The organism is Brumimicrobium sp. (assembly GCF_048268645.1).
GTDB lineage: Bacteria > Bacteroidota > Bacteroidia > Flavobacteriales_D > Crocinitomicaceae > Brumimicrobium > Brumimicrobium ulvae.
In genome coordinates, this window is record NZ_JBLWVE010000014.1 from 46109 (window position 1) to 65397 (window position 19289).

16 protein-coding genes are annotated in these 19289 nt (G+C 36.5%); 9 read left to right on the top strand and 7 right to left on the bottom strand.

What is annotated here, in order from left to right; translation table 11 throughout:
- Positions 1-65: 65 nt before the first annotated feature.
- Entirely contained in the window at positions 66-1148 is a 1083-nt protein-coding gene (locus tag ACN0U3_RS11100; protein WP_417266272.1) for an HlyD family efflux transporter periplasmic adaptor subunit, read from the bottom strand.
- Between the two features lie 317 nt (positions 1149-1465).
- On the opposite strand from ACN0U3_RS11100, the gene ACN0U3_RS11105 reads away from it, so the two are divergent.
- On the top strand, positions 1466-2008 hold the full coding sequence (locus ACN0U3_RS11105) for a hypothetical protein (RefSeq protein ID WP_299200900.1): 543 nt from the start codon (positions 1466-1468) through the stop codon (positions 2006-2008).
- An 8-nt stretch (positions 2009-2016) separates the two neighbouring features.
- On the opposite strand, the gene ACN0U3_RS11110 is transcribed toward ACN0U3_RS11105, so the two are convergent.
- Together ACN0U3_RS11110 and ACN0U3_RS11115 are read right to left on the bottom strand one after the other, a co-directional pair.
- Positions 2017-2643 carry a hypothetical protein gene (locus tag ACN0U3_RS11110; RefSeq protein ID WP_299200903.1) on the bottom strand — a complete coding sequence of 209 codons (627 nt, stop codon included), beginning with the start codon at positions 2641-2643 and terminating at the stop codon, positions 2017-2019.
- A gap of 59 nt (positions 2644-2702) precedes the next feature.
- Positions 2703-3224 (bottom strand): hypothetical protein, encoded by a 522-nt coding sequence (locus ACN0U3_RS11115; RefSeq protein WP_299200905.1) that lies wholly within the window; start codon positions 3222-3224, stop codon positions 2703-2705.
- A gap of 280 nt (positions 3225-3504) precedes the next feature.
- On the opposite strand from ACN0U3_RS11115, the gene ACN0U3_RS11120 reads away from it, so the two are divergent.
- Genes ACN0U3_RS11120 through ACN0U3_RS11130 form a run of 3 tightly spaced genes read left to right on the top strand, consistent with a single transcriptional unit; the run spans position 3505 to position 7732 of the window.
- Positions 3505-5073, top strand: a complete 1569-nt coding sequence (locus tag ACN0U3_RS11120; protein WP_417266273.1) for a hypothetical protein — start codon at positions 3505-3507, stop codon at positions 5071-5073.
- Positions 5070-6296 carry a hypothetical protein gene (locus ACN0U3_RS11125; RefSeq protein ID WP_417266274.1) on the top strand — a complete coding sequence of 409 codons (1227 nt, stop codon included), beginning with the start codon at positions 5070-5072 and terminating at the stop codon, positions 6294-6296. The genes ACN0U3_RS11120 and ACN0U3_RS11125 overlap by 4 nt, the downstream gene beginning before the upstream one ends.
- Positions 6284-7732: a T9SS type A sorting domain-containing protein gene (locus tag ACN0U3_RS11130; protein WP_417266275.1), complete on the top strand. Its 1449-nt coding sequence runs from the start codon at positions 6284-6286 to the stop codon at positions 7730-7732. The genes ACN0U3_RS11125 and ACN0U3_RS11130 overlap by 13 nt, the downstream gene beginning before the upstream one ends.
- Before the next feature lie 3 nt (positions 7733-7735).
- On the opposite strand, the gene ACN0U3_RS11135 is transcribed toward ACN0U3_RS11130, so the two are convergent.
- Together ACN0U3_RS11135 and ACN0U3_RS11140 are read right to left on the bottom strand one after the other, a co-directional pair.
- Positions 7736-8251 carry a KdsC family phosphatase gene (locus tag ACN0U3_RS11135; protein WP_417266276.1) on the bottom strand — a complete coding sequence of 172 codons (516 nt, stop codon included), beginning with the start codon at positions 8249-8251 and terminating at the stop codon, positions 7736-7738.
- Positions 8248-9021, bottom strand: a complete 774-nt coding sequence (locus tag ACN0U3_RS11140; protein ID WP_417266277.1) for a Rossmann-like and DUF2520 domain-containing protein — start codon at positions 9019-9021, stop codon at positions 8248-8250. The genes ACN0U3_RS11135 and ACN0U3_RS11140 overlap by 4 nt, the downstream gene beginning before the upstream one ends.
- Before the next feature lie 104 nt (positions 9022-9125).
- Here ACN0U3_RS11140 and ccsA point away from each other — a divergent pair, with 104 nt between their 5' ends.
- The 5 genes from ccsA to ACN0U3_RS11165 all read left to right on the top strand — a co-directional run bounded on the left by ccsA (position 9126) and on the right by ACN0U3_RS11165 (position 16667).
- Positions 9126-12476, top strand: coding sequence for a cytochrome c biogenesis protein CcsA (ccsA, locus tag ACN0U3_RS11145; protein WP_417266278.1), 3351 nt, complete (start codon positions 9126-9128; stop codon positions 12474-12476).
- On the top strand, positions 12469-12939 hold the full coding sequence (locus ACN0U3_RS11150; protein ID WP_417266279.1) for a glutathione peroxidase: 471 nt from the start codon (positions 12469-12471) through the stop codon (positions 12937-12939). The genes ccsA and ACN0U3_RS11150 overlap by 8 nt, the downstream gene beginning before the upstream one ends.
- Complete coding sequence (bshB1, locus tag ACN0U3_RS11155) at positions 12905-13654, top strand: bacillithiol biosynthesis deacetylase BshB1 (protein ID WP_417266280.1); 750 nt, start codon at positions 12905-12907, stop codon at positions 13652-13654. Before ACN0U3_RS11150 ends, bshB1 begins: the two co-directional genes overlap by 35 nt.
- 53 nt (positions 13655-13707) lie before the next feature.
- Positions 13708-14850: a glycosyltransferase family 4 protein gene (locus ACN0U3_RS11160; protein ID WP_417266281.1), complete on the top strand. Its 1143-nt coding sequence runs from the start codon at positions 13708-13710 to the stop codon at positions 14848-14850.
- 74 nt (positions 14851-14924) lie between these two features.
- Positions 14925-16667 (top strand): PA domain-containing protein, encoded by a 1743-nt coding sequence (locus ACN0U3_RS11165; protein ID WP_417266282.1) that lies wholly within the window; start codon positions 14925-14927, stop codon positions 16665-16667.
- 260 nt (positions 16668-16927) lie between these two features.
- Here ACN0U3_RS11165 and ACN0U3_RS11170 read toward each other — a convergent pair whose 3' ends face one another.
- On the bottom strand, positions 16928-17791 hold the full coding sequence (locus ACN0U3_RS11170; protein ID WP_417266283.1) for a polymorphic toxin type 23 domain-containing protein: 864 nt from the start codon (positions 17789-17791) through the stop codon (positions 16928-16930).
- A gap of 53 nt (positions 17792-17844) precedes the next feature.
- Positions 17845-19239 carry a right-handed parallel beta-helix repeat-containing protein gene (locus tag ACN0U3_RS11175; protein ID WP_299200940.1) on the bottom strand — a complete coding sequence of 465 codons (1395 nt, stop codon included), beginning with the start codon at positions 19237-19239 and terminating at the stop codon, positions 17845-17847.
- Between the last annotated feature and the right edge of the window lie 50 nt (positions 19240-19289).

The following is a 19289-nucleotide window of genomic DNA, read 5'->3' on the forward strand; positions in this document are numbered from 1 at the left end:
AGAACTTTCGAATAAGTTTTAAACCTTATTTAAAGCCTCATCATTTTTTGGTGAGGTTTCTCTATTTAGAATTTAACCCCCTCAGTGTTTTTTATAACGAAACAGTGGTTAGGTAAGCCGTCTACGAGCGCTGAATCAGCTTTTGTGGATATGATTTTTACTGGAGTTTCTAGTAATTTATTTTCTGCGAAAATATATACAGAGTTGTTTTTTATAGCAGTTTTTGGTAACGATGGATAGTGCTTGCTTTTTTGTTTTGAGTAAACAATCTGTACTGTAGAATTTGTAAACACACTTTTTTTACCTGTGAAAGTAAAGTGAGTTTCTATTGAAGCTGAATCTGAAATTTTTGTTCCTGTTCCTTTGAACTTTCCTGTACCGATCGTGTCCTTGCTTGGCCCAACAAAATAAATTTCTTGTGATTTTTCTAACACATTGACAAAGTCTATGGGGATGTGCGCTGTAACCTGTTGTGAGTTATGTTTAGCTAAAGTTAATAGTGATTCGTTTTTCTTAACCATAGCACCGGGTCCGATAGAACTCTCTAAAATAAAACCATCAAAAGGTGCTGCGTATAAATATCCTTCCGCTTTCTGTTCAAGCTTTTTCGTTGAATAATATTGGGTGTAGATGTTAAGTTTGTGTAAGAGATTTTCTTCTTCCTCAAGCCTTACTTTTGGTAGTTCTGGGAGGGGAAGCGTTCGGTCAATTTTGTGTTCAAAAGCTTTCCATTTGGCCAGCTCCTGTGGAATTTGTTCGCCTATTTTTGTGAGCGATTGTTGTACGAGATATTTATAGTTTAATCGGGCAATTAAAAGTTCATACAGTACCTCTAGTCGGTTGACTTTGATTAAAATTTCATTTTTTTTAAAAGCTGTTCCAGGTGTGAGTGAACGATTGTCGTGGTCTATTCTGCCCTCGACATTCATTTGTACTACAACTTCTTCCGTGTTGTTGATTATGCCAAAAAGCATTGGGGACTCAATATCTGGACCCGTTTTTACTTCCATTAATTGGAATTTTTCGATTGGGTTTTCGTCAGAAGATTCGCTGATTTCTTTCTCTTTTTGAACATTTAAAAACATCACCGAAATTAATCCAAGAAGAATTACCGTTATTAGAATGATCGTTTTTTGATGAGATTTCATTTTGAATGTATTCGTGTGTTATGTAAACAAAATTAGTAGAATTACCTGGTTATCCTAATAAAATTTAGTCCCTTAAAGGAATCTATTCTGTTTTACTCCTTAACTGTTCTTGCGATATATAAACAAGGACTTAATTTCGTTCAAGAGCCAAAAATTCTACTCCATGTTTTTTTTTGATTTTTTGGCATTTTCAGTCATAAATACTCAGTAAGCGCCTTCAGATGTTAATAATCTTGTTGAAAAGGTAAGTTTTTTTCTTGTTGAGTTAGCGCCATTACTGTTTACCTTTGTATATAAATTAACTTCAGATCAGCAATATGCTTAGTACAATATTTAAAAAGAAAGTTTCAGACGAACAATTAGCCAACGTTTTTGTGAACGGAATTCTAGAGGTTATTGATAAAGGATTTGTAGAAGTTAAATCGATTATGGAAGAAGATCCAGCCTTCTCAAAGAAACCAGATTTATCCCAGGCATCAGACGGTCATTTTGCAATGATTGTTATTGTTGGAAATATGGAGTCTGTTGGTGAATTTTTCTCTTCAAGTCAACAGCGCAATATCGAACCTTTAGTTTTTACACGATTAGCAGAATCATTTCAGATGGATGAACATAAGTTTAGAGGATATTTCAAAGAATATTCTGATTTCATGGCCCGCGTAAATCATCCTTCAAAAGTTACTTTGTACAGCATGTCAAAAGCGATGTTCCATAAGTACAGGTTGAACCAATATCAAGACGATTACTTTAAAAGTATGGATTCTCCAAACCCTTTATTCTTAAAAAGAATGGATGAAATCATGAAAAACTTTCTTTGGAATTGGGAAGCTTTCTTTAAGCGCTACAAAGTACAAATGTAAACCTCAGCTTATTTCCGCTGAAAATCTCCATTTCTCCAAGAATTAATAAACTTACTCCATGCAGCAGGGTTCAATAAGTTATTGATTGGTGTTTGTCCTTGCGTGTAGATTTGAGTTTGTCGCTGCTCTGTTTGCCAGTTGTATGACAAGCTTCCATCGGTTGGTACACGAGCTGCAACAAAAGCTAAGCTTTCACCAGATAATTGTTTTTGAGCTCTTCTTAACGCATCGTCGTATGGGTCCATCTCAACAAATGCACGGGCAAATTCTTCTCTAGATGGCCATGGATAAATATCTACTTCTGGAAGTAATAAAGTGTCTGGCGTCATCACATGTATTATGGAATAACGTACTTCTTTTAATGAGTCAGGTACGATATATGAGCTGGTTTTAAATCCAAACGCGTTAAATAGGATCGTATCTCCAGGTCGGGTTACAAAACTGAAGTAGCCATAGTAGTCTGACATTGTTCCTTTTCCTGTTGTTTTGTCAACAATTGAGGCGTAAGATACTTGGTCTAAACTATCGGCAGAAACCAACACTCCAGAAAATTGAACCAACTTCCTTTCTTCTTGTGCTTGAATTACACCAGTGGATATGAATAAAAACGCAACGATAAAATATATAAATCTCATAATCTTAGTTTATCATCTAATAATACAAAAATAAGTGCAATATGTTTATGTTTCAAATGTTAAAATAACCTTTGAAACTCCTCTTTAACTACTTTTATCGCTATTTCTGTAGGTAATTCATCCAGCTCACCAACAATTTCAAAGATCTTGGAGCTTAGGTCTGTTGCTGTAGACTTTTCATCCATTTGTTGAGCCGCAACGTTGATGATTTTAATGGTTTCTTCCTTGCTTTTTTTAACCATCTCCCAAGAAGAATTAGAAATGAAAATCTGTTGTGCTACATTGTGGTCAAATTCGTTTCGAATGTTGCTCAGTAACTCAGTCTGTAGTGCAATTGCACTTTTGTTGGTGTTGTGTAAACGCATGATTAAACTATGAGGGTTGATGCGTTCCAACAATAAAACTATTCTTTGATAAGCATCTGCTCTTGGCTCTAAGAAGAATTTTTGACGTTCTTGTTTGAGTTGAATACTCATGTGTTTTAAATCCTTTTCGTTGTTGTTCTTTATGAATGTGTAAACAACAAAAGCTACCGCAAGTGCTGGTATTAACGCGACAATAATATAAGTAATGTAATCCATTTTGTAAAGTTTCTTTCTTCAAATTTAATAGTGTTTCCGTAATATTCGATCATTATTAATTTTTAATTTACTATTTCAGTTAAAATTACCGCAATGAGTAGTTTTTAATTATTTTTGATGAATGACTAAGGTTTCTGATTTGAATTGAGTCAAACAAAATTTTAATATTTTGCTTTTGAAAATGTAAGCCTGAAAATAAATAGCTGTTATTTAGTGCTTTATTTTTAATTACAACCAACGCAACTCAGTAAATACCGTTATAGAGTTAAGAAGTAACTACATGAAACACAAAATATTTATTTTTATGGCAGTCCTTTTGGTGAGCATGGCTTGCCGAAAAGAGAAGACCAATTGGACAAGCGATTGGGTTGTTCCTATCGTTAATGACTCTTTGTTAATTAAAAATTATGTTAATGATTCTACTTTAGACATTAACTCAGATCAATCTATTCAGGTCATTGCTGATAGAACTTTGCTTAACCTTGACTTGTCTGAATTGATTAAAATTCCTGACACTTCAATTGTGCAAACTTTTGCTATTTCATTTGCTTCTCTTGAGTTGTCTCCTGGATTTACCTTTATCGATGAAGTCAAAGAACACGAGTTTACATTTGATGATGTTGTTTTGCGTGAAGCAAGAATAAAATCGGGTAAAGCTTTTATTCGCATCGAAAACCCAATTCCAACGAAAGGAATTTTTACCATTTCATTACCTGGTACAGAAAAGAATGGACAGGAATTTTCTCATACTGAAACTATAGATGGAGGAACTATTGTAGAACCGGGTGTCGGATTCATAACATTAGACCTTTCTGGATATACGATTGACATGAAAGGTGTCGACGGTGATTTGTACAATATGCTGCGGTCAAAAATGAATGTAAAAACAGATCCGAATGGACCAACCGTAACAATTACGGATCAAAATATTTTCAGAACTAATGTTGAGTTTAAAGGCTTGGTTGTGGATTATGCTAAAGGATATTTCGGAAACATTACTTTTTCTGATACGACCACAGTTAATGTGGATGAATTAAGTAATGTTGTTGGAGGAGCAATTAATGTTGATGACATTAATTTAGATTTAATCATTAGTAATGGTATTGATGTAAGAGCACAAGGAAATATCTCATTGTTTGAAAGTGTAAATTATTCCAACAACGTGGTGTCACTTAATCATCCTTATTTTGATCAGAACTTAAATTTGAATCCAGCAACCGGACAATGGCAGTCACTTACTCCTTCAGAGTTGTATTTCACCTTTGATAATTCCACTGGAAACTTGAAGGGGTTTCTCGAGAATTTAGGAAGTACATATAATGTAGGATATGCTATAACGCTTAACCCATACGGGAATACTTCAAACGGAAACGATGTGTTGTATCCTCAAAGTGATGTGAAAGTAAAGTTGAAAGCGAATTTCCCGCTATTGGTTGGAGCAGATGACTTAACTTTACAGGATACTTTTGCTATTGATTTTAAAAATGACAACAAGTTGCTGAGGGTTGAGTCTGGAAGGTTTATTCTGAAGTCAACCAATACTTTCCCTTTCGGAGCAGAAGTGCAATTGACCTTGCTGGATAAACATAAAAATACATTGAAAGTTTTAAATTCTAATGGGAAGATTTCTCCAGCATTAACCAATGGAAATACAGATGGACATATTCCGATTGAAGAACAAATTGAGTTTGTAGTTGACGAAGCCGTAACAGAGGCTTTAATTGATACAAAATACTTAATGGTTCGTGCTCAATTTTCAAGTACTTATTTGAATAATAATGTTGTTTATTCGAATGCTGCACTTAAGTTTTTACTTTCCAGTCAGTTAAAATTAAAAGCTAGTTTATGATTTCTTTGCGCATTAAAATGGTGTTGCTGACCTTGGTTCTTTGTTCTTTTGAACTCCTGAATGGACAAAGTTTATTGCCGGTTATGTATGATTCTACTCTTGCAAATCATCAGGTGAATGTTGTGGGGAACTTATTTCAACACAGCACGCGATTAAACAATGAACTTTCAAGAAAATTTATTTTTGGAGGAACAATAAACGATGAATTGAGTCTAAAGGTTTATGAAAATCAAAGCGATTACAATAGAGTAGGTTTTGGCGGACATATTGGCATAGAGTATAGGGCGCCAAATCAAATTTTTAAATCTAAACCCAATTGGAGTTGGATGGTGAATGTCTCAAATGAAGTACATGGTGCAGGAGAATATTCAAATGACTTATTTGGATTGGTTTTTATAGGAAACGCTCCTTTTTTAGGAGGTAATGCTAGTTTTACGAATACTTCAGGACGATTTGAGCAGTTTTTAAGCATTGGTGGAGGAATTCATGATCGAAAAACAAAATCTTTTTTAACCCTCAATGCGATTCTGCCACAACAGTTTTTTGAGTTAAGTGTAAATAGAGGAAATGTTGCTTTTAGTGAAACAGGAGATCAAATCGATTTGAGATTTGAAGGAGAGGTGTTGAGGGCCAATTCATATGCATATTTTAAAGGAATGGGGGCAGCTGTAAATTTTGACTTTAATCTGCCTTTTGGAGATTCTGAATCATTTAATGGTGTTGTGAGTGTTGTAGGTAGAAATTTGGGAGCTTATCAAATACATAATGCTGACTTTATTACCATAGATACAGAACAAAGCTTTACTGGTTTTTCATTAAATGAATTGTTGGAAGAGGAAGGAGTGGAAGCCTTGAAAGACTCCCTTAATGTTTCAGAAACCAATAAGTCTGAATTTAAAATGCTACCTGGGTTTCTTCAGGTAGGAAAGGTTGTGTTGGCAAATTCTCCAACAAAAGTACAATCTTTTTTTGGAGTTAGAATGTATACGAATAGAGTGTATAGGCCTTTGATCTATGCGGGAGTTCATTATCAACCCATTAATCAATTCTCTGTTGGCGCTCAAGGTTCCTTCGGGGGCTATGGGAATTTTAGGTTGGGATTATATGCCAACTATGTCACTAAGCAGCTCCTTATTGGGTTAGGAACTGAAGATGTACTAGGTGCTATTTTTGGGAGCCAATATGGTCATTCAGGATTAATAAGATTAGCATGGAAAATCTAAGAAAAATTATATTGTTGTTGATTTTTGTAACTCCTTTTATTGGTGTTGCTCAGATTCCTTTTTTTAAGAAGTTTACTAGTGGTCCTTTTGATCAAGGAAATGGGATTACACAGTTGCCAGACTCAAGTTATGCTGTAACAGGAGCTTCTGGAGGCTTCGATGAAAATTCAGGACAAGCTTATCTAATGCTGATCGATAGTGTGGGGAATCATTTGTGGACGAAAAACTATGGTGGTACTGGTGACGATGTGGGTGTGCGTGTTATTCACGTGCCTGGTGATGGCTTCTTTATTGCTGGATACACGAGTTCAACACCTAATGCTGATTTTGATTTTGTACTTTATAAAACGGATGAAACAGGAGAACTACAATGGGAAAAACGCTATGGTGGATCGGATTGGGAAAAATTACACGACGCAAAACTTTTAGCTGATGGAGGGTTGATATTGGTGGGACAAACTGAGGGGCTTTCTACGGATGGAGTTGATATGTTTCTTGTTAGAACAGATGCTTTAGGAGATACCCTATGGACCAAAACCATTCAGTCTCCTGAAGATGATGTAGCCTACGCTGTAGATACTATTTCTAGTACCCGTATTGTTGTAGGGGGTGACATGGGAGATGGCGGTATCCTTAAAGGAATGCTCGCTAGTTTTAATGTTGATGGAACGCAAGAATGGATTAAGTTTTTTGACCAAAGCGGAATCACAAGAGTGAGGAATATTGTTGTGTTTGAGGGTCATGTTTTTCTATTTGGAGGTCTTTATAATAGTGACCAATCCAGGATTGATCGTTGGCTAGGAAAAGGAGATTTTAACGGTGATTATGTTGGGCATTGGACGCATCCTTATCAAGAAGACGCTATGGTGACTGCTGGAACGATAAGAGATGCCTTTTCTGTTTACTTAGGTTTTCAGACAAAATCACCCGAATTGAATCCTTTCCAAAACGGGAATGATGTTTTTACTATGAAATTTGGGGCTAACCTCGTTTATATCGGAGCTAGTCAAAACTTCTCAGCTGTTGATGAAGACATTATTCATCAAATGATTACTGCAAATGATGGTGGAATTGTTCTGGTAGGGACTGTAAGCGATGACGGAGTGAACCCGTCTTTGGGTACAGATATTATGGTTGCCAGAATTGGTCCTGGAGATGAGGTTGTAGTAAGTCCTGACACAGGTCTAGACTTCGTGAGTTTACAAGAGGAGAAAAAATCCATATTGACTGTATTCCCTAATCCAACAGAGGATTTGATTTATTTTTCAGATAATGTAATAGGAATGCACTACGAAATTTTAAATTTTCAAGGCCAAGTAGTTCTTGAAGGAGTCATTGAGAGTACAGTTTCATTGCATGATCTTAATTCCGGAATATATGTAATAAAGGTACAAGACCAAGATCAACTGTGGACAGGGAAAATCATTAAAAGATAAGGATTACCACTCGTGTGCTTCGGCCTTAAACCATTTGTCTTGAACACGAAGGGTTTGCTCTATTACATCACGTACACAATGGTGGCCGCCTTTGAATGGTGATTGGTAGTCTGCAATCTCTTTAATTTCAACAGCGGCATCTTGAGGGCAAGCGGCAACGCCAACCATTGACATGACATTGTAGTCTGGAATATCATCGCCCATGTACAAAGTAGTCTCGTCCTTGAAATTATATTTCGCCTTAAGTTCTTCGTAAACTTTCACTTTATTCGATGCTTGAAGCACCACTTCTTTGATTCCTGCCGATAATAGACGATCTTTTACTGCTTTTGAATTTCCGCCGCTGATGATAAAAATAGTATAGCCCATTTTTGCGGCATACTGTAATGCATATCCGTCTCTAGAATTTAAAGTACGAACAGCTTCATTGGTGAGAATGTTTACTCCACCATCGGTTAATACGCCATCAACATCAAAAATAAAGGTGTTAATGAAAGGTAGTTTTAATTTGTAACTCATGATTTTTTAATTTCTTTTTCTATTAATTCGCTAAACAGTCGATAGAGTTGTTGGGTCTCAGGACGAGTGATGTCTTTTAAGTGTTTTTGAATGATGGATTGATCGCCTCTAGTTGCCGGACCTGTCTGCGCTTCAATTGGCGATAATGTTTCAAGTTTAGCTACCGTTTCTTGAATGAGTGGTTTGAGTAAATCAAAGTCCAAATGATGTGCTTTGAGGTGTTCTTGTGCTAAATGATACAAGAAATTCGTGAAGTTATTGACCATCACGGCTGCAATGTGAGTGTTGTATCTGTCTTGTGAGTTGGCAATAAGCACCCTCGAACTTAAGGTTTCTGCTAAGGTTTTTAATTCCGTTTCAAATGATTTTGTAGTTGCCTCAATTAAAAAAGGAACAACTGAAATATCAACGTTTCTATCTTGACTAAATGTTTGTAAAGGATAAAAAACTCCTAAATTTGATTTTTTAGGTAAACTTTCTAATTGAACACTACCAGAAGTGTAAGCTATTTTAACGTCGTCAGAAATTGAAGAAACTATTTCAGAAATAGCAGAATCTGAAACACAGATTAATGCTAAATTGTCTTTTGAAATCTTTTTAAGATCATCTATAACGTCCGAATTTAGCTTTTTAGCAAGATTTTTGGCTTTTGTTATATCTCTTCCCCAAACCCCGTTTATAGAATGTCCAACGCGGAATAATTGTTGGCCTAATTGATGGGCAACTTTACCCGTTCCAATAATTACAATATGTTTTTTTTCTACTTCCATGAAATGATGAAATAACAAAGCTTCAATTGGTCCAAAATTAACATTAAAATGATTCTAAATTAGCAAAGCTTTCTTAGTTTTGTAAAGTAAAATAAGAAAAGACAATGTTAGATAAAATTTTAAGAGGAATCTTCTCGATGAAAATGATGGCAGTCAGTATGGTCATCTTCGCTGTAGCAATTGCTGAAGCTACGTTTATCGAATCTGATTATGGTACGCCAGCCTCAAAAATCGCAATATACAATGCCCTATGGTTCGAAATTCTTTTACTTCACTTATCCATCACTTTGATTGTAAATATGGTGAAGTACAAAATGTACCAAAGAGAAAAATGGGCAACATTCGCATTTCACCTTTCATTCTTACTTATAATAGTTGGTGCTGCTTTAACGCGCTACGTTGGTTTTGAAGGTCAAATGAGAATCGCAGAAGGAGAAACAACAAACGTGCTTTATAGTGCAACTCCTTATCTTACTCTAAAATCAAACGATTTAGTCAACCAATACACGCATCAAGAAAAACGATGGTTGTCAGAAGGAGTAGAAAACCCATTTAGTTTTGACTTTCAGCTGCCAAATCAAGATAAGATTAATGTAGAATACGTTTCTTATAAAGAAGGAATGGTGGATTCATTGGTTGAGGACAGTGAGAACGGAAGAAATGCTTTGGAATTGGTGATTCGTGGTAAAAATCATTACCTATTTGAAGGTGGACAAGATCTGATTGGGGGAGTGAATTTCGCTTTCGAAAATGAAAATCCTTCTATGCCAGGAGTGAAAATTACTGATGAAGGAGGAATGTTGTACATCGAGTCAATTAGTCCTTTCAAAAGAGTGGATATGATGTCTTTGTCTAAGGAAGACCGAATGAGTAACAATATTGACCCTAGCGCTGTTACGGAAATTCCTGCTGATACTTTGGTTCCTTTCTTTCCGAATCAATTGTATATGATAGGAACAGAAAGTTTGGTGTTTAGACAATACAAAAGAAATGTGGTGATGCGAAAAATGAAATCTCCAGATAAAGATGGAGGATTCAATTACCTAACCATTAAACTTTCTAATGATAAAGAATCTAAACTTGTTGAAATCGAAGGTAGTCCAACGCATATTCTACAAGAACACTATGTTCAATTTGCTGGACTCAATTTTGAAATTGGATATGGAGCAAAACCTATTCTATTGCCCTTCTCTGTGAAATGTAGAGAGTTCCAATTGCATAAATATCCGGGATCGTCAATGGCAAGTTCTTTTGCCTCTGAAGTGACGGTTATTGATTCAACAAGAGGAGTCGTGCATGACCAAAGGATTTTTATGAATAACGTTATGGATTATCACGGTTACCGCTTCTTCCAGTCAAGTTATTTCCCAGATGAATCAGGAACTGTTTTAAGTGTGAATTATGACTGGTGGGGAACAACAGTAACGTATATTGCCTATTTAATTATGACCATTGGAATGGTAATGTCAATGTTTAATCGTGTAGGAAGAATGAAAGAGTTGAATAACTTAATTAAGAAATCTAGAACAAACCGTTCGAAAATGATAAAGACAATTACTTTGTTAATTGGTGTAGGTTTAGGGGGACTAACTTACGCCCAAGCAAATGAACATCCACATACAAATGAACATCCGCAAACAGAAGCGCATGTTCACGACCACGACCACGACCACGATCATGATCACGATCACAATCATGACCATGACCACGACCATGCTGAAGCACATGACCATTCAGCACATAGTACACCGCATCCTACGCCTAGAAAAATAGAGGTAAATTATTTATCAGTAGAAGATGCTGCCAAAATTGATGATTTGTTGGTGCAAGACTATGATGGACGAATCATTCCTTTCCATACCATGGCGGATAAACTGATGAGAAAGATTCACCACAGCGATAAGTTTGGTGAATACAACGCAGTTCAAACCATTATGGCTATGCATTTATATGGTCCTGATGGATGGAATGATATTGATTTTGCTTTTGTCTCGGTTAAGATCAGAGATGAAATCGGGACAGGGAAATATGTTTCGGTTAATGATATGGAGGACGAATTCGGAGTCTTTAAGTGGATGAAAGAATATGAAGTTGCGCATGGAAAAGCCGATGGTCAGAAAAATGAATTCGACAAGCAATTAATTAAATTAGGTGAACGCTACCGTTTATTGAAAGAGATATTTCAATTTCAACATTTGAGAATTATTCCTATCCCTGGAGATGATAACGGAACTTGGGTTTGGCCTTTCTCTCGCGATCTAAAAGACAAGGACCAAAAAGCAAATGCTTTAGCTACAAATCTTTTGAGAACATTGTTTTCTATATCACAAGGAGAAGCGACTTTCTCAGATGCCCAACAATTCCTTGCTCCACTCAAAGAACATCAGTGGGAAGAGTTGAGGAAATACGAGGCAGAGAACCCGCATTTAGATAAACTTACTCAAAGACATGTCGATGTAGAAATTGCTTACAACAAATTTAAAATCTTTGATAAAATTCAATCTTTCTACTTTTTATTCGGGTTTTTGTTACTGATTTTATTCTTCTTTAGAACTCTTGTTACTCCCACCCTGAAAAGTGAAGCGATAATTAAAAGAATTACTTTTATTTTAGTTGGAGGTGTGGTGGTTGTTTTCCTCGGCCATGGTGCTGGATTAGGAATGCGCTGGTATATATCTGGACACGCTCCATGGAGTGATGGGTACGAAGCGGTAATCTTTATTGCTTGGTCAACAATTTTGGCTGGATTGTTCTTTGTTAAAAAGAATCCTGCAGTAATCGCGGCAACTACCTTGCTTTCAGCAATGATGTTGTTTGTTACGGAATTGAATTTGTTGGACCCTGAAATTACTCCTTTACAGCCTGTATTGAAATCGTATTGGTTGATGATTCATGTGGCCATTATTACTTCTTCTTATGGATTCCTTGGTATTTCTGGAATTTTAGGATTGGTGAACATGATCTTGTATTTGTTGAAAAACAAAAAGAATAAAAAACGACTTCAAATGAATATCGTGGAGTTAACAGCTGTTTCTGAAATGGTGTTGATTATAGGTTTGTTTATGCTTACGATCGGAACATTCCTCGGTGGAGTTTGGGCGAATGAATCTTGGGGTAGATACTGGGGGTGGGACCCAAAGGAGACTTGGGCACTAGTCTCCATGTTGGTTTACGCAATTATTATTCACCTTCGATTTATCCCTGCCTTAAGTAGTAGATTCTTATTTAACGTATTAAGTCTTTGGGGGTATTCTGCAATTTTATTTACCTTCTTCGGAGTAAACTTTGTTCTTGTAGGATTACACTCTTATGCACAAGGAGAAGGGGTTGCTGAAACTCCAACTTCAGTGATTATTGCGGTGATTTTATTTGCAAGTTTTACTTTGCTCGTGACTTACAAGTACCTCATGGATACTTATGTTATTCCTAAAAGAATTAAAAATGGTAATGTATAACTTCAAAGTCAAAGATATCAATGGTCAACCTTTTGATTTAAACGAATTGAAAGGAAAGAAGGTAATGATTGTAAATACAGCTTCGGAATGTGGATTAACTCCGCAATATGAGCAGTTGCAGTCTTTGTATGAGGAAACCTCGCGAGATCAATTTATGATTGTTGGTTTTCCGGCCAATGATTTCGGACAACAAGAGCCTGGAACTAACACAGAAGTAGCGGCATTTTGTCAAAAGAATTATGGAGTCACTTTTCCCATGATGTCCAAAATTGCGGTGAAAGGTGAAGATCAACATCCTTTATTTACTTGGTTGTTAAAAGAAAGTAAAAAGAATGGTGGAGCAGAGGAGGTAGCATGGAACTTTCATAAATTTTTGATTGATGAAAATGGGAATTTTGTGAAAGAGGTTCATCCCAAAATTTTGCCAAATGCTCCGGAAATTAAAGAATGGATCAATGGATAGAAAGGTTGATATATTAGCAATAGGTGCACATCCAGATGATGTTGAATTGGCTGCAGGTGGAACAATAATCAAAAGCGTACAACAAGGCAAGAAAGTCGCTATTGTTGATTTAACACAAGGTGAGTTAGGCTCGAGAGGAACTATTGAAACACGTTATGATGAAGCAGCAACAGCGGCGAAAATAATGGGAGTTATCCACAGAGAAAACCTAAAAATGGCGGATGGTTTTTTTGAAGCCACTGAAGAAAACTTGTTGAAGCTCATTACTGCTATTCGAAAATATCAACCAGAAATTGTATTGGCTAATGCGCCTGAAGACCGTCATCCTGATCATGGAAGAGGAAGTCAGTTGATTTCGAGGGCTTGCTTTTTATCTGGGCTTCTAAAAATAGAAACTGAATCAGATGGAGAAAAACAAAAACATTGGCGACCAAAAGTAGTGTACTTTTATATCCAAGATCGTTACCTTAAACCTGACTTTGTAGTAGATGTAACCGAGCAGAGAGATCTAAAGTTTGATTCTATCTTAGCTTATAAAACTCAATTTTATCAAGAGAATATGTCAGGTCCTAAAACACCAATTTCAGGTCAAGAATTCTTAGACTCCTTGGAAGGTAGATTGATTCAATATGGTAGAGATATCGGTGTGAAGTACGGAGAAGGATTCATTACTGAGCGTCCAGTTGGAATAAATGATATTACAAAATTTCTTTAATTTCTAATTTATTGGTTTTAACTTCATCCTTTCAAAAGCTATAATTTAATCAGATGCAGGAGAGGTTGAATAAAAAAGTGCTGTTTTTGGCCAGTTGGTACCCAAGCAAGAAAAACTTGTCTTTGGGGAATTTTGTTCAAAAACATGCAGAAGTCGCTAATGACGTCGCTCATGTTGATGTCTTGTATGCTGTTTCAACTGATGAGGTGAATTCTGTCGAGATCTCAGATGAAGTGATCAATGGTGTGCGTACTGTTATTGTTTACTATCCAAGAATCGAGTCTACAGTTCCAATTGCTTCTTCGCTGAAAAAAAAGAATGCTTATTTTAAGGCCTTAAAACAAGGGTTTGAATTGCTCAATCAGAAGTATGATTTAGTTCATTTGAATGCCGTTTTCCCCGCAGGAATGTTTGCCTTATGGCTGAAGTCAAAGCATCAACTTAATTATATCATCACTGTTCATTGGACCGGGTTTTTACCCCATCATCAAGTTTATAGTCAGTATCCTTTTTACATTAAGAAAAAGTTCCGCAGTATTTTTAGAGCTTCTGATTTGGTGCTTCCTGTCTCAGATCATTTAGGGAAGTCGCTTCAGCAATTAGCATTGATTAGTAAATATCAAGTGATGCATAATGTTGTGGATCATGAATATTTCTACCCATCAATAAAGAATATAAAGCATTCTCAGGCAATTCGATTTCTTCATGTTTCCTCTTTTAATGACGAGCACAAAAATATTTCAGGAATGCTATCAGCCTTTGGTCAGCTTGACCGTGATTTTATTTTGCACCTGATTACAGAAGGAGAGGAAAGTGAAGTCTGGGAGGCAATAGCATTGCATAATATCCCCAAAGAAAAATGTATCGTTGAGGGGCGAAAGCCGGCTGAGTGTATTGGAGAAGCCATGCGTTTAGCTGATTGCTTTGTCTTGTTTAGTAATTATGAAACCTTTTCTGTAGTCTTAGCAGAAGCGTGGACCACTGGCATTCCAGCAATTTATAGTCAATGTGGAGGTTTAACAGAAATCAATAATGTTGATTTAGGAGTGCAGATAGAAGTTGGTGATGAAAGTACATTATTAGAAGCTTTATCAAGCTTCCAAAAAGGTGCTTATCCATCAGAAGCCATCATTCAGTATGCGCAACGCTTCACTCTCAAAAGTTTAAGAAGTATTTTCTATCAAGTTTATAGTTAACTATTTATTTGAGATTGTTTCATAATTGAGAATTTATATACTATTATTGTAACAAACTACAAATAAAACATATTATGAAGAAACTATTACTTTTAGGATTTGGAGTGTTAATGGCGGGAGTTATTAATGCACAAGTTATTTTTTCGGGAGTCTCTCCCGCTGCAATTCAAGGGAATTATAACCTATCATACGCAACAGGTTGGGGAAATGCAAGTTTTCCTGATTTAGAAGATCCAGCGAATTCTGTTCAAGAGGAGTTGGTCATGTATGCTGATGACAATGAAGCCTGTGATCCTGCAACAAACGGAGCCGCTTTAACAGGTAAAATAGCCATTCTTTACAGAGGAAGTTGTGAGTTTGGTGTAAAAGCATACAATGCACAGCAAGCTGGAGCTATTGCTGTTGTTATTATTAACAATCAGTCAGGAGCCTTAGTAAATATGGGAGGTGGAGTTCAAGGTCCAAACGTAACTATCCCTGTAGTGATGATCAGTGATATTGATGGTGCCACAATTGTTAACGAAATGGCAAATGGTCCTGTAACTGTTTTTATCGGTAATAAAGCAGGTTTTTATGCAGACGATTTAGGATTGACAAAGGCTCAAATCTTACGTCCACGTTATTCATCAGTGCCATCAATGATTGCAACAAATGGTACGGAATACGACTTAAACTTGGGAGGAACAGTTTATAACTATGGTTCTAATGACCAAGCTGCTGTAACTTTACAAGCTATCATTACTTACAATGGAACTGAGATTTATAACGAAATTTCTACTCCAGAAGATATGTTCTCAGGAGATAGTTTAGTGGTTACACTTCCAGACTTTGCACCAGCTACTTGGGACGAAGGATACTACAAGTTAGTGTATAAAACAACTGCAGATGCATTTACTGATGAGTATGATTTTGATAATGAAATTGAATCTGACTTTGTAATTAGCGCAACAGATCTTTCGTATGCAAAAATTATTGATACGACAATGCTACCAAATTCTTCAGGTGGAATTAGACCAGTAGATGGTTCTGGGAATGCTATTCCAGAATACTCTTCTTGTATTCACTTTAAAGATCCAAATGCAAGCAGATTAGCTGCTTCTGCTATAACTTTCTCTGCAATTAAAGGAAGCAATGCTACAGATACATCTTTAGCAGGTGAAGAGATTTTATTGCAGATCTATACTTACGACGATGTGTTTACTGATATGAATGATGCTGGTTTCTCTAACCCAATTCAAAACTTTAGCGACCTTGTGATACAGAATTATTCTTTCCCGTCTGATTTAGGAGGTGAGGTAATTACAGTAGATTTTGACTTAGAAAACATTGTTGCATTACAGGATGACCAACGTTATATGTTCTGTGTAACTACTTTTAATGAAGAATTATATTTCGGAAGTGACCCAGATAGAGATTATACTGCAAACATGGATTTATATATGCAGCCATTATTCCCTATTGAAGCAGGTTCAGGAAACTTTAACCCAGTTGGATTCGGACCAGAGTCTGTACCTGGAATCTCTGTATCATTTATTTCTTCTGCTCAAGTTAGCTTGAAAGAAGAACAGTTGGCAATCAACATGAATGCATACCCTTCTCCAGCTTCTGATGTATTGAATATTGATTTCAAACAAAATGAAGTAAACAAAGTGGAGTTGGTGAACATGATGGGGCAAACAGTTGTTGCTCAAGATGTAGCAAGTAACGCCAATACTACAGCTTTAGATGTTGCTGGTGTTGAAAATGGTGTTTACATCGTTAAGGTTTACTTAACAAACAATATGACTCACACAATGCAAGTAGTAGTTAATCACTAAGCATTTGTCTATACATTTTATTGAAGCGGGACCGTTCATTCGGTTCCGCTTTTTCGATTTCTATTCGCAACTTGTTCTTATAAAATGCTTGGATCCGCCCCCTGAGGAAATGGAAAGCTTAATGCTTTGTTTGAACATGCAAAGCACAGCAATACAGAGCGACAGTAGAAGCTCCTGAAGTGCTGTTGTGGGTGCGTTCTAACAAAGCGTTAACTTGGAATTGGATAAGGATGAAGGCGCCAATAAATAAAAAAAACTTATTAATAACTGAAGTTTCGATTCAGTCCAAACTGTAGGAATGGTTTTGCTGGGCGGGCATCTTTCTTAAAGTGCACGGGGTAGCCTTCTGAATTTAACATGGGATAATTCACATTCGGCGTCCTCCATCGCTCTGGAATGAAATATTTATCATGCATAAAACGATTTTGCAAGGTGTGACGTACATTTTCACTATCTACTCCAATTACTGCGGAAACATAATTTCCATACATAATTTGATAGTCGATTCCTAAGCTCAATACGCCATGACTTGTTTTTCCGTAATGTGTTTTACTTAAATCCTTGAATCCTTTCTGATAAAGACTGTCTCTAGTGTTTTGCAGGGCTGTTCCACGGGTCTCACCTGTCCAAAGTTGGGTGTTCAAACTGATGTTGTATAAATCATCGTGATAGCTGATGCTGGCATGGTTCGTTCTGAATCTGTCCCTCCCCGAACCTGCGAAAATATCATTCTCAATGTATAGACTGACTTGTTGAATGTGTACACCCCAACCTCCCGAACGTTGTGAGGTGCCTATGTTGTCAAAATACCAAAGATAATTATAAGCAACAGCAAAATTGTTTTCACTTTGGTGGTTTAGTCCATCAAGTATTAGTTGGGGTGTAGTATTTTTCTTGCCTCCCATTAATGCTATACCTGTATTGACTCGTTGAGTTACAAAGTTGGTCCTTTCTCCAAAGTGTGTACTGTTGAACCGAATATGGTTTCCAATATTGACCTGTACAAATTCGTATGAATAATAGGCTTGAACCCTTAGCCCAACTTGATTAATATGAGTTCCTAGATCTGCTGAAACTCCTACTTGAACCCCCCAGTCGTTTTCTCCCCACTTTTGAGCAAGCACTGCATGGTGTAGACTGAAACAGCAAATAATATACAGTAGGCAGGTCCTCATACTTAATCTAATTCGTATGCTCCAATGTCTGTTGGTGTGTTTCGAAGTACGCCAATAATGTCTGTTGTAACATGGTACGGAGTATTGCTGTTGGCATTATCCTTAGCAGGGGAGGAGGGTAAGATTTTAAAGACTTGACCTTCCACATATTCAAATTGTGGGTTTTGATTCCAAATTGTATTGACGAAGCCTGGATGTGAAGAAATAGGAATTTGTTTGATTAAATTGGTATTGTAATCAAGGTCTATGTTGACAGTCCCATTTTGTGTGAGGGTGTCATATACAATTTGAATATCTCCGCCTCCGTAAATAATAGAATTGTAAAATGCACCTTCGTTAACATCACCAATGTAAGTAAAACCATCTGTTCGGGTAAAGTAATTCTTAATGGCCACAGCTGGTTGACCACCTTCTGATCCATAGCTTAAAAATTGTGAGTGTTTAAATGTGTGATCTCCACCTTCTAATAAAAAATAAGCGTAAAGTCCATTGCTGTGAATATTTAAGTTTTCCCCGTAAACCCGACCTCCGGAATAATTGAAAATTCCATAACTGGCTTGATTGTAGATTTCGGAGTTTGTAATGCTCAAAGTATATCCTGTGTTTGAAGGGTGTTCACTGAATATATGAACTCCAACGGTTCCGTTCCTCATAATGAGGTTGTCAATTGTACTGGGAAGTGCTTTACTTAAATAGATCCCATAATATTGTCCTGAAACATCTTTGTAAAAAGGCTCAAGTCTGTCTCCTTCAATATATACCTTATTATCAAAATCGCCCTGAATATGAAGTTCACTCGAATCAACGTAGAGCATTGCTCCTTTATGCATATGAATCCTTGTTCCAGGATGTATGGTAAGTGATTGAGAAGGGGGAACAACGGCAAGGTTGTAAATAACATGTGGTTTATCTGCGTACCAATCACCGTTTACATATTCGTTGTTGTAAAAGTAAGCGTCTTGTCCCCAAGCTGCAAGTTGTACCGTTTGTTCTTTGCCGTTGGTCTCAAATCGAACTTTATCCTCTATAATGAAAATTGATGGGTCGTTATTTTCTCCAAGGGTCACTTCCACAAACATATATAAACTGTCATTTGCTGGGAGTACAATATCGCTAAACTTAACACCAGATACACCATCAAGGTTAACCCTGTATGGCGAACTTTGTCCACCTTCCAATATCACATGGTCTATTTTTACTGGTCGATTTGAGGTATTATAGATTTTAAATCTTTTCGTAGTCGAACCAACTGTCGTAAATACAGTATCAAATAAAACAGTATCTACCGAAAAGCTTAGGTTTTCTTTGGAGAACAAAATATCCTTTTTACAGCTAGAAAGGAAAGATGCTGCCCATGCCATGAGGACCACTGGAATGATAAAGAGTAATTTTCTCAAAGTTTATTGTTTTTACGTTGCTAAAGTAACGATAAATAATTGTTTTTATT

Excerpts from the sequence above, each read along its gene's own strand:
- ACN0U3_RS11100 (WP_417266272.1), bottom strand. The coding sequence starts at position 1,148 with ATGAAATCTCATCAAAAAACGATCATTCTAATAACGGTAATTCTTCTT.
- ACN0U3_RS11105 (WP_299200900.1), top strand. The coding sequence starts at position 1,466 with ATGCTTAGTACAATATTTAAAAAGAAAGTTTCAGACGAACAATTAGCC.
- ACN0U3_RS11110 (WP_299200903.1), bottom strand. The coding sequence starts at position 2,643 with ATGAGATTTATATATTTTATCGTTGCGTTTTTATTCATATCCACTGGT.
- ACN0U3_RS11115 (WP_299200905.1), bottom strand. The coding sequence starts at position 3,224 with ATGGATTACATTACTTATATTATTGTCGCGTTAATACCAGCACTTGCG.
- ACN0U3_RS11120 (WP_417266273.1), top strand. The coding sequence starts at position 3,505 with ATGAAACACAAAATATTTATTTTTATGGCAGTCCTTTTGGTGAGCATG.
- ACN0U3_RS11125 (WP_417266274.1), top strand. The coding sequence starts at position 5,070 with ATGATTTCTTTGCGCATTAAAATGGTGTTGCTGACCTTGGTTCTTTGT.
- ACN0U3_RS11130 (WP_417266275.1), top strand. The coding sequence starts at position 6,284 with ATGGAAAATCTAAGAAAAATTATATTGTTGTTGATTTTTGTAACTCCT.
- ACN0U3_RS11135 (WP_417266276.1), bottom strand. The coding sequence starts at position 8,251 with ATGAGTTACAAATTAAAACTACCTTTCATTAACACCTTTATTTTTGAT.
- ACN0U3_RS11140 (WP_417266277.1), bottom strand. The coding sequence starts at position 9,021 with ATGGAAGTAGAAAAAAAACATATTGTAATTATTGGAACGGGTAAAGTT.
- ccsA (WP_417266278.1), top strand. The coding sequence starts at position 9,126 with ATGTTAGATAAAATTTTAAGAGGAATCTTCTCGATGAAAATGATGGCA.
- ACN0U3_RS11150 (WP_417266279.1), top strand. The coding sequence starts at position 12,469 with ATGTATAACTTCAAAGTCAAAGATATCAATGGTCAACCTTTTGATTTA.
- bshB1 (WP_417266280.1), top strand. The coding sequence starts at position 12,905 with ATGCTCCGGAAATTAAAGAATGGATCAATGGATAGAAAGGTTGATATA.
- ACN0U3_RS11160 (WP_417266281.1), top strand. The coding sequence starts at position 13,708 with ATGCAGGAGAGGTTGAATAAAAAAGTGCTGTTTTTGGCCAGTTGGTAC.
- ACN0U3_RS11165 (WP_417266282.1), top strand. The coding sequence starts at position 14,925 with ATGAAGAAACTATTACTTTTAGGATTTGGAGTGTTAATGGCGGGAGTT.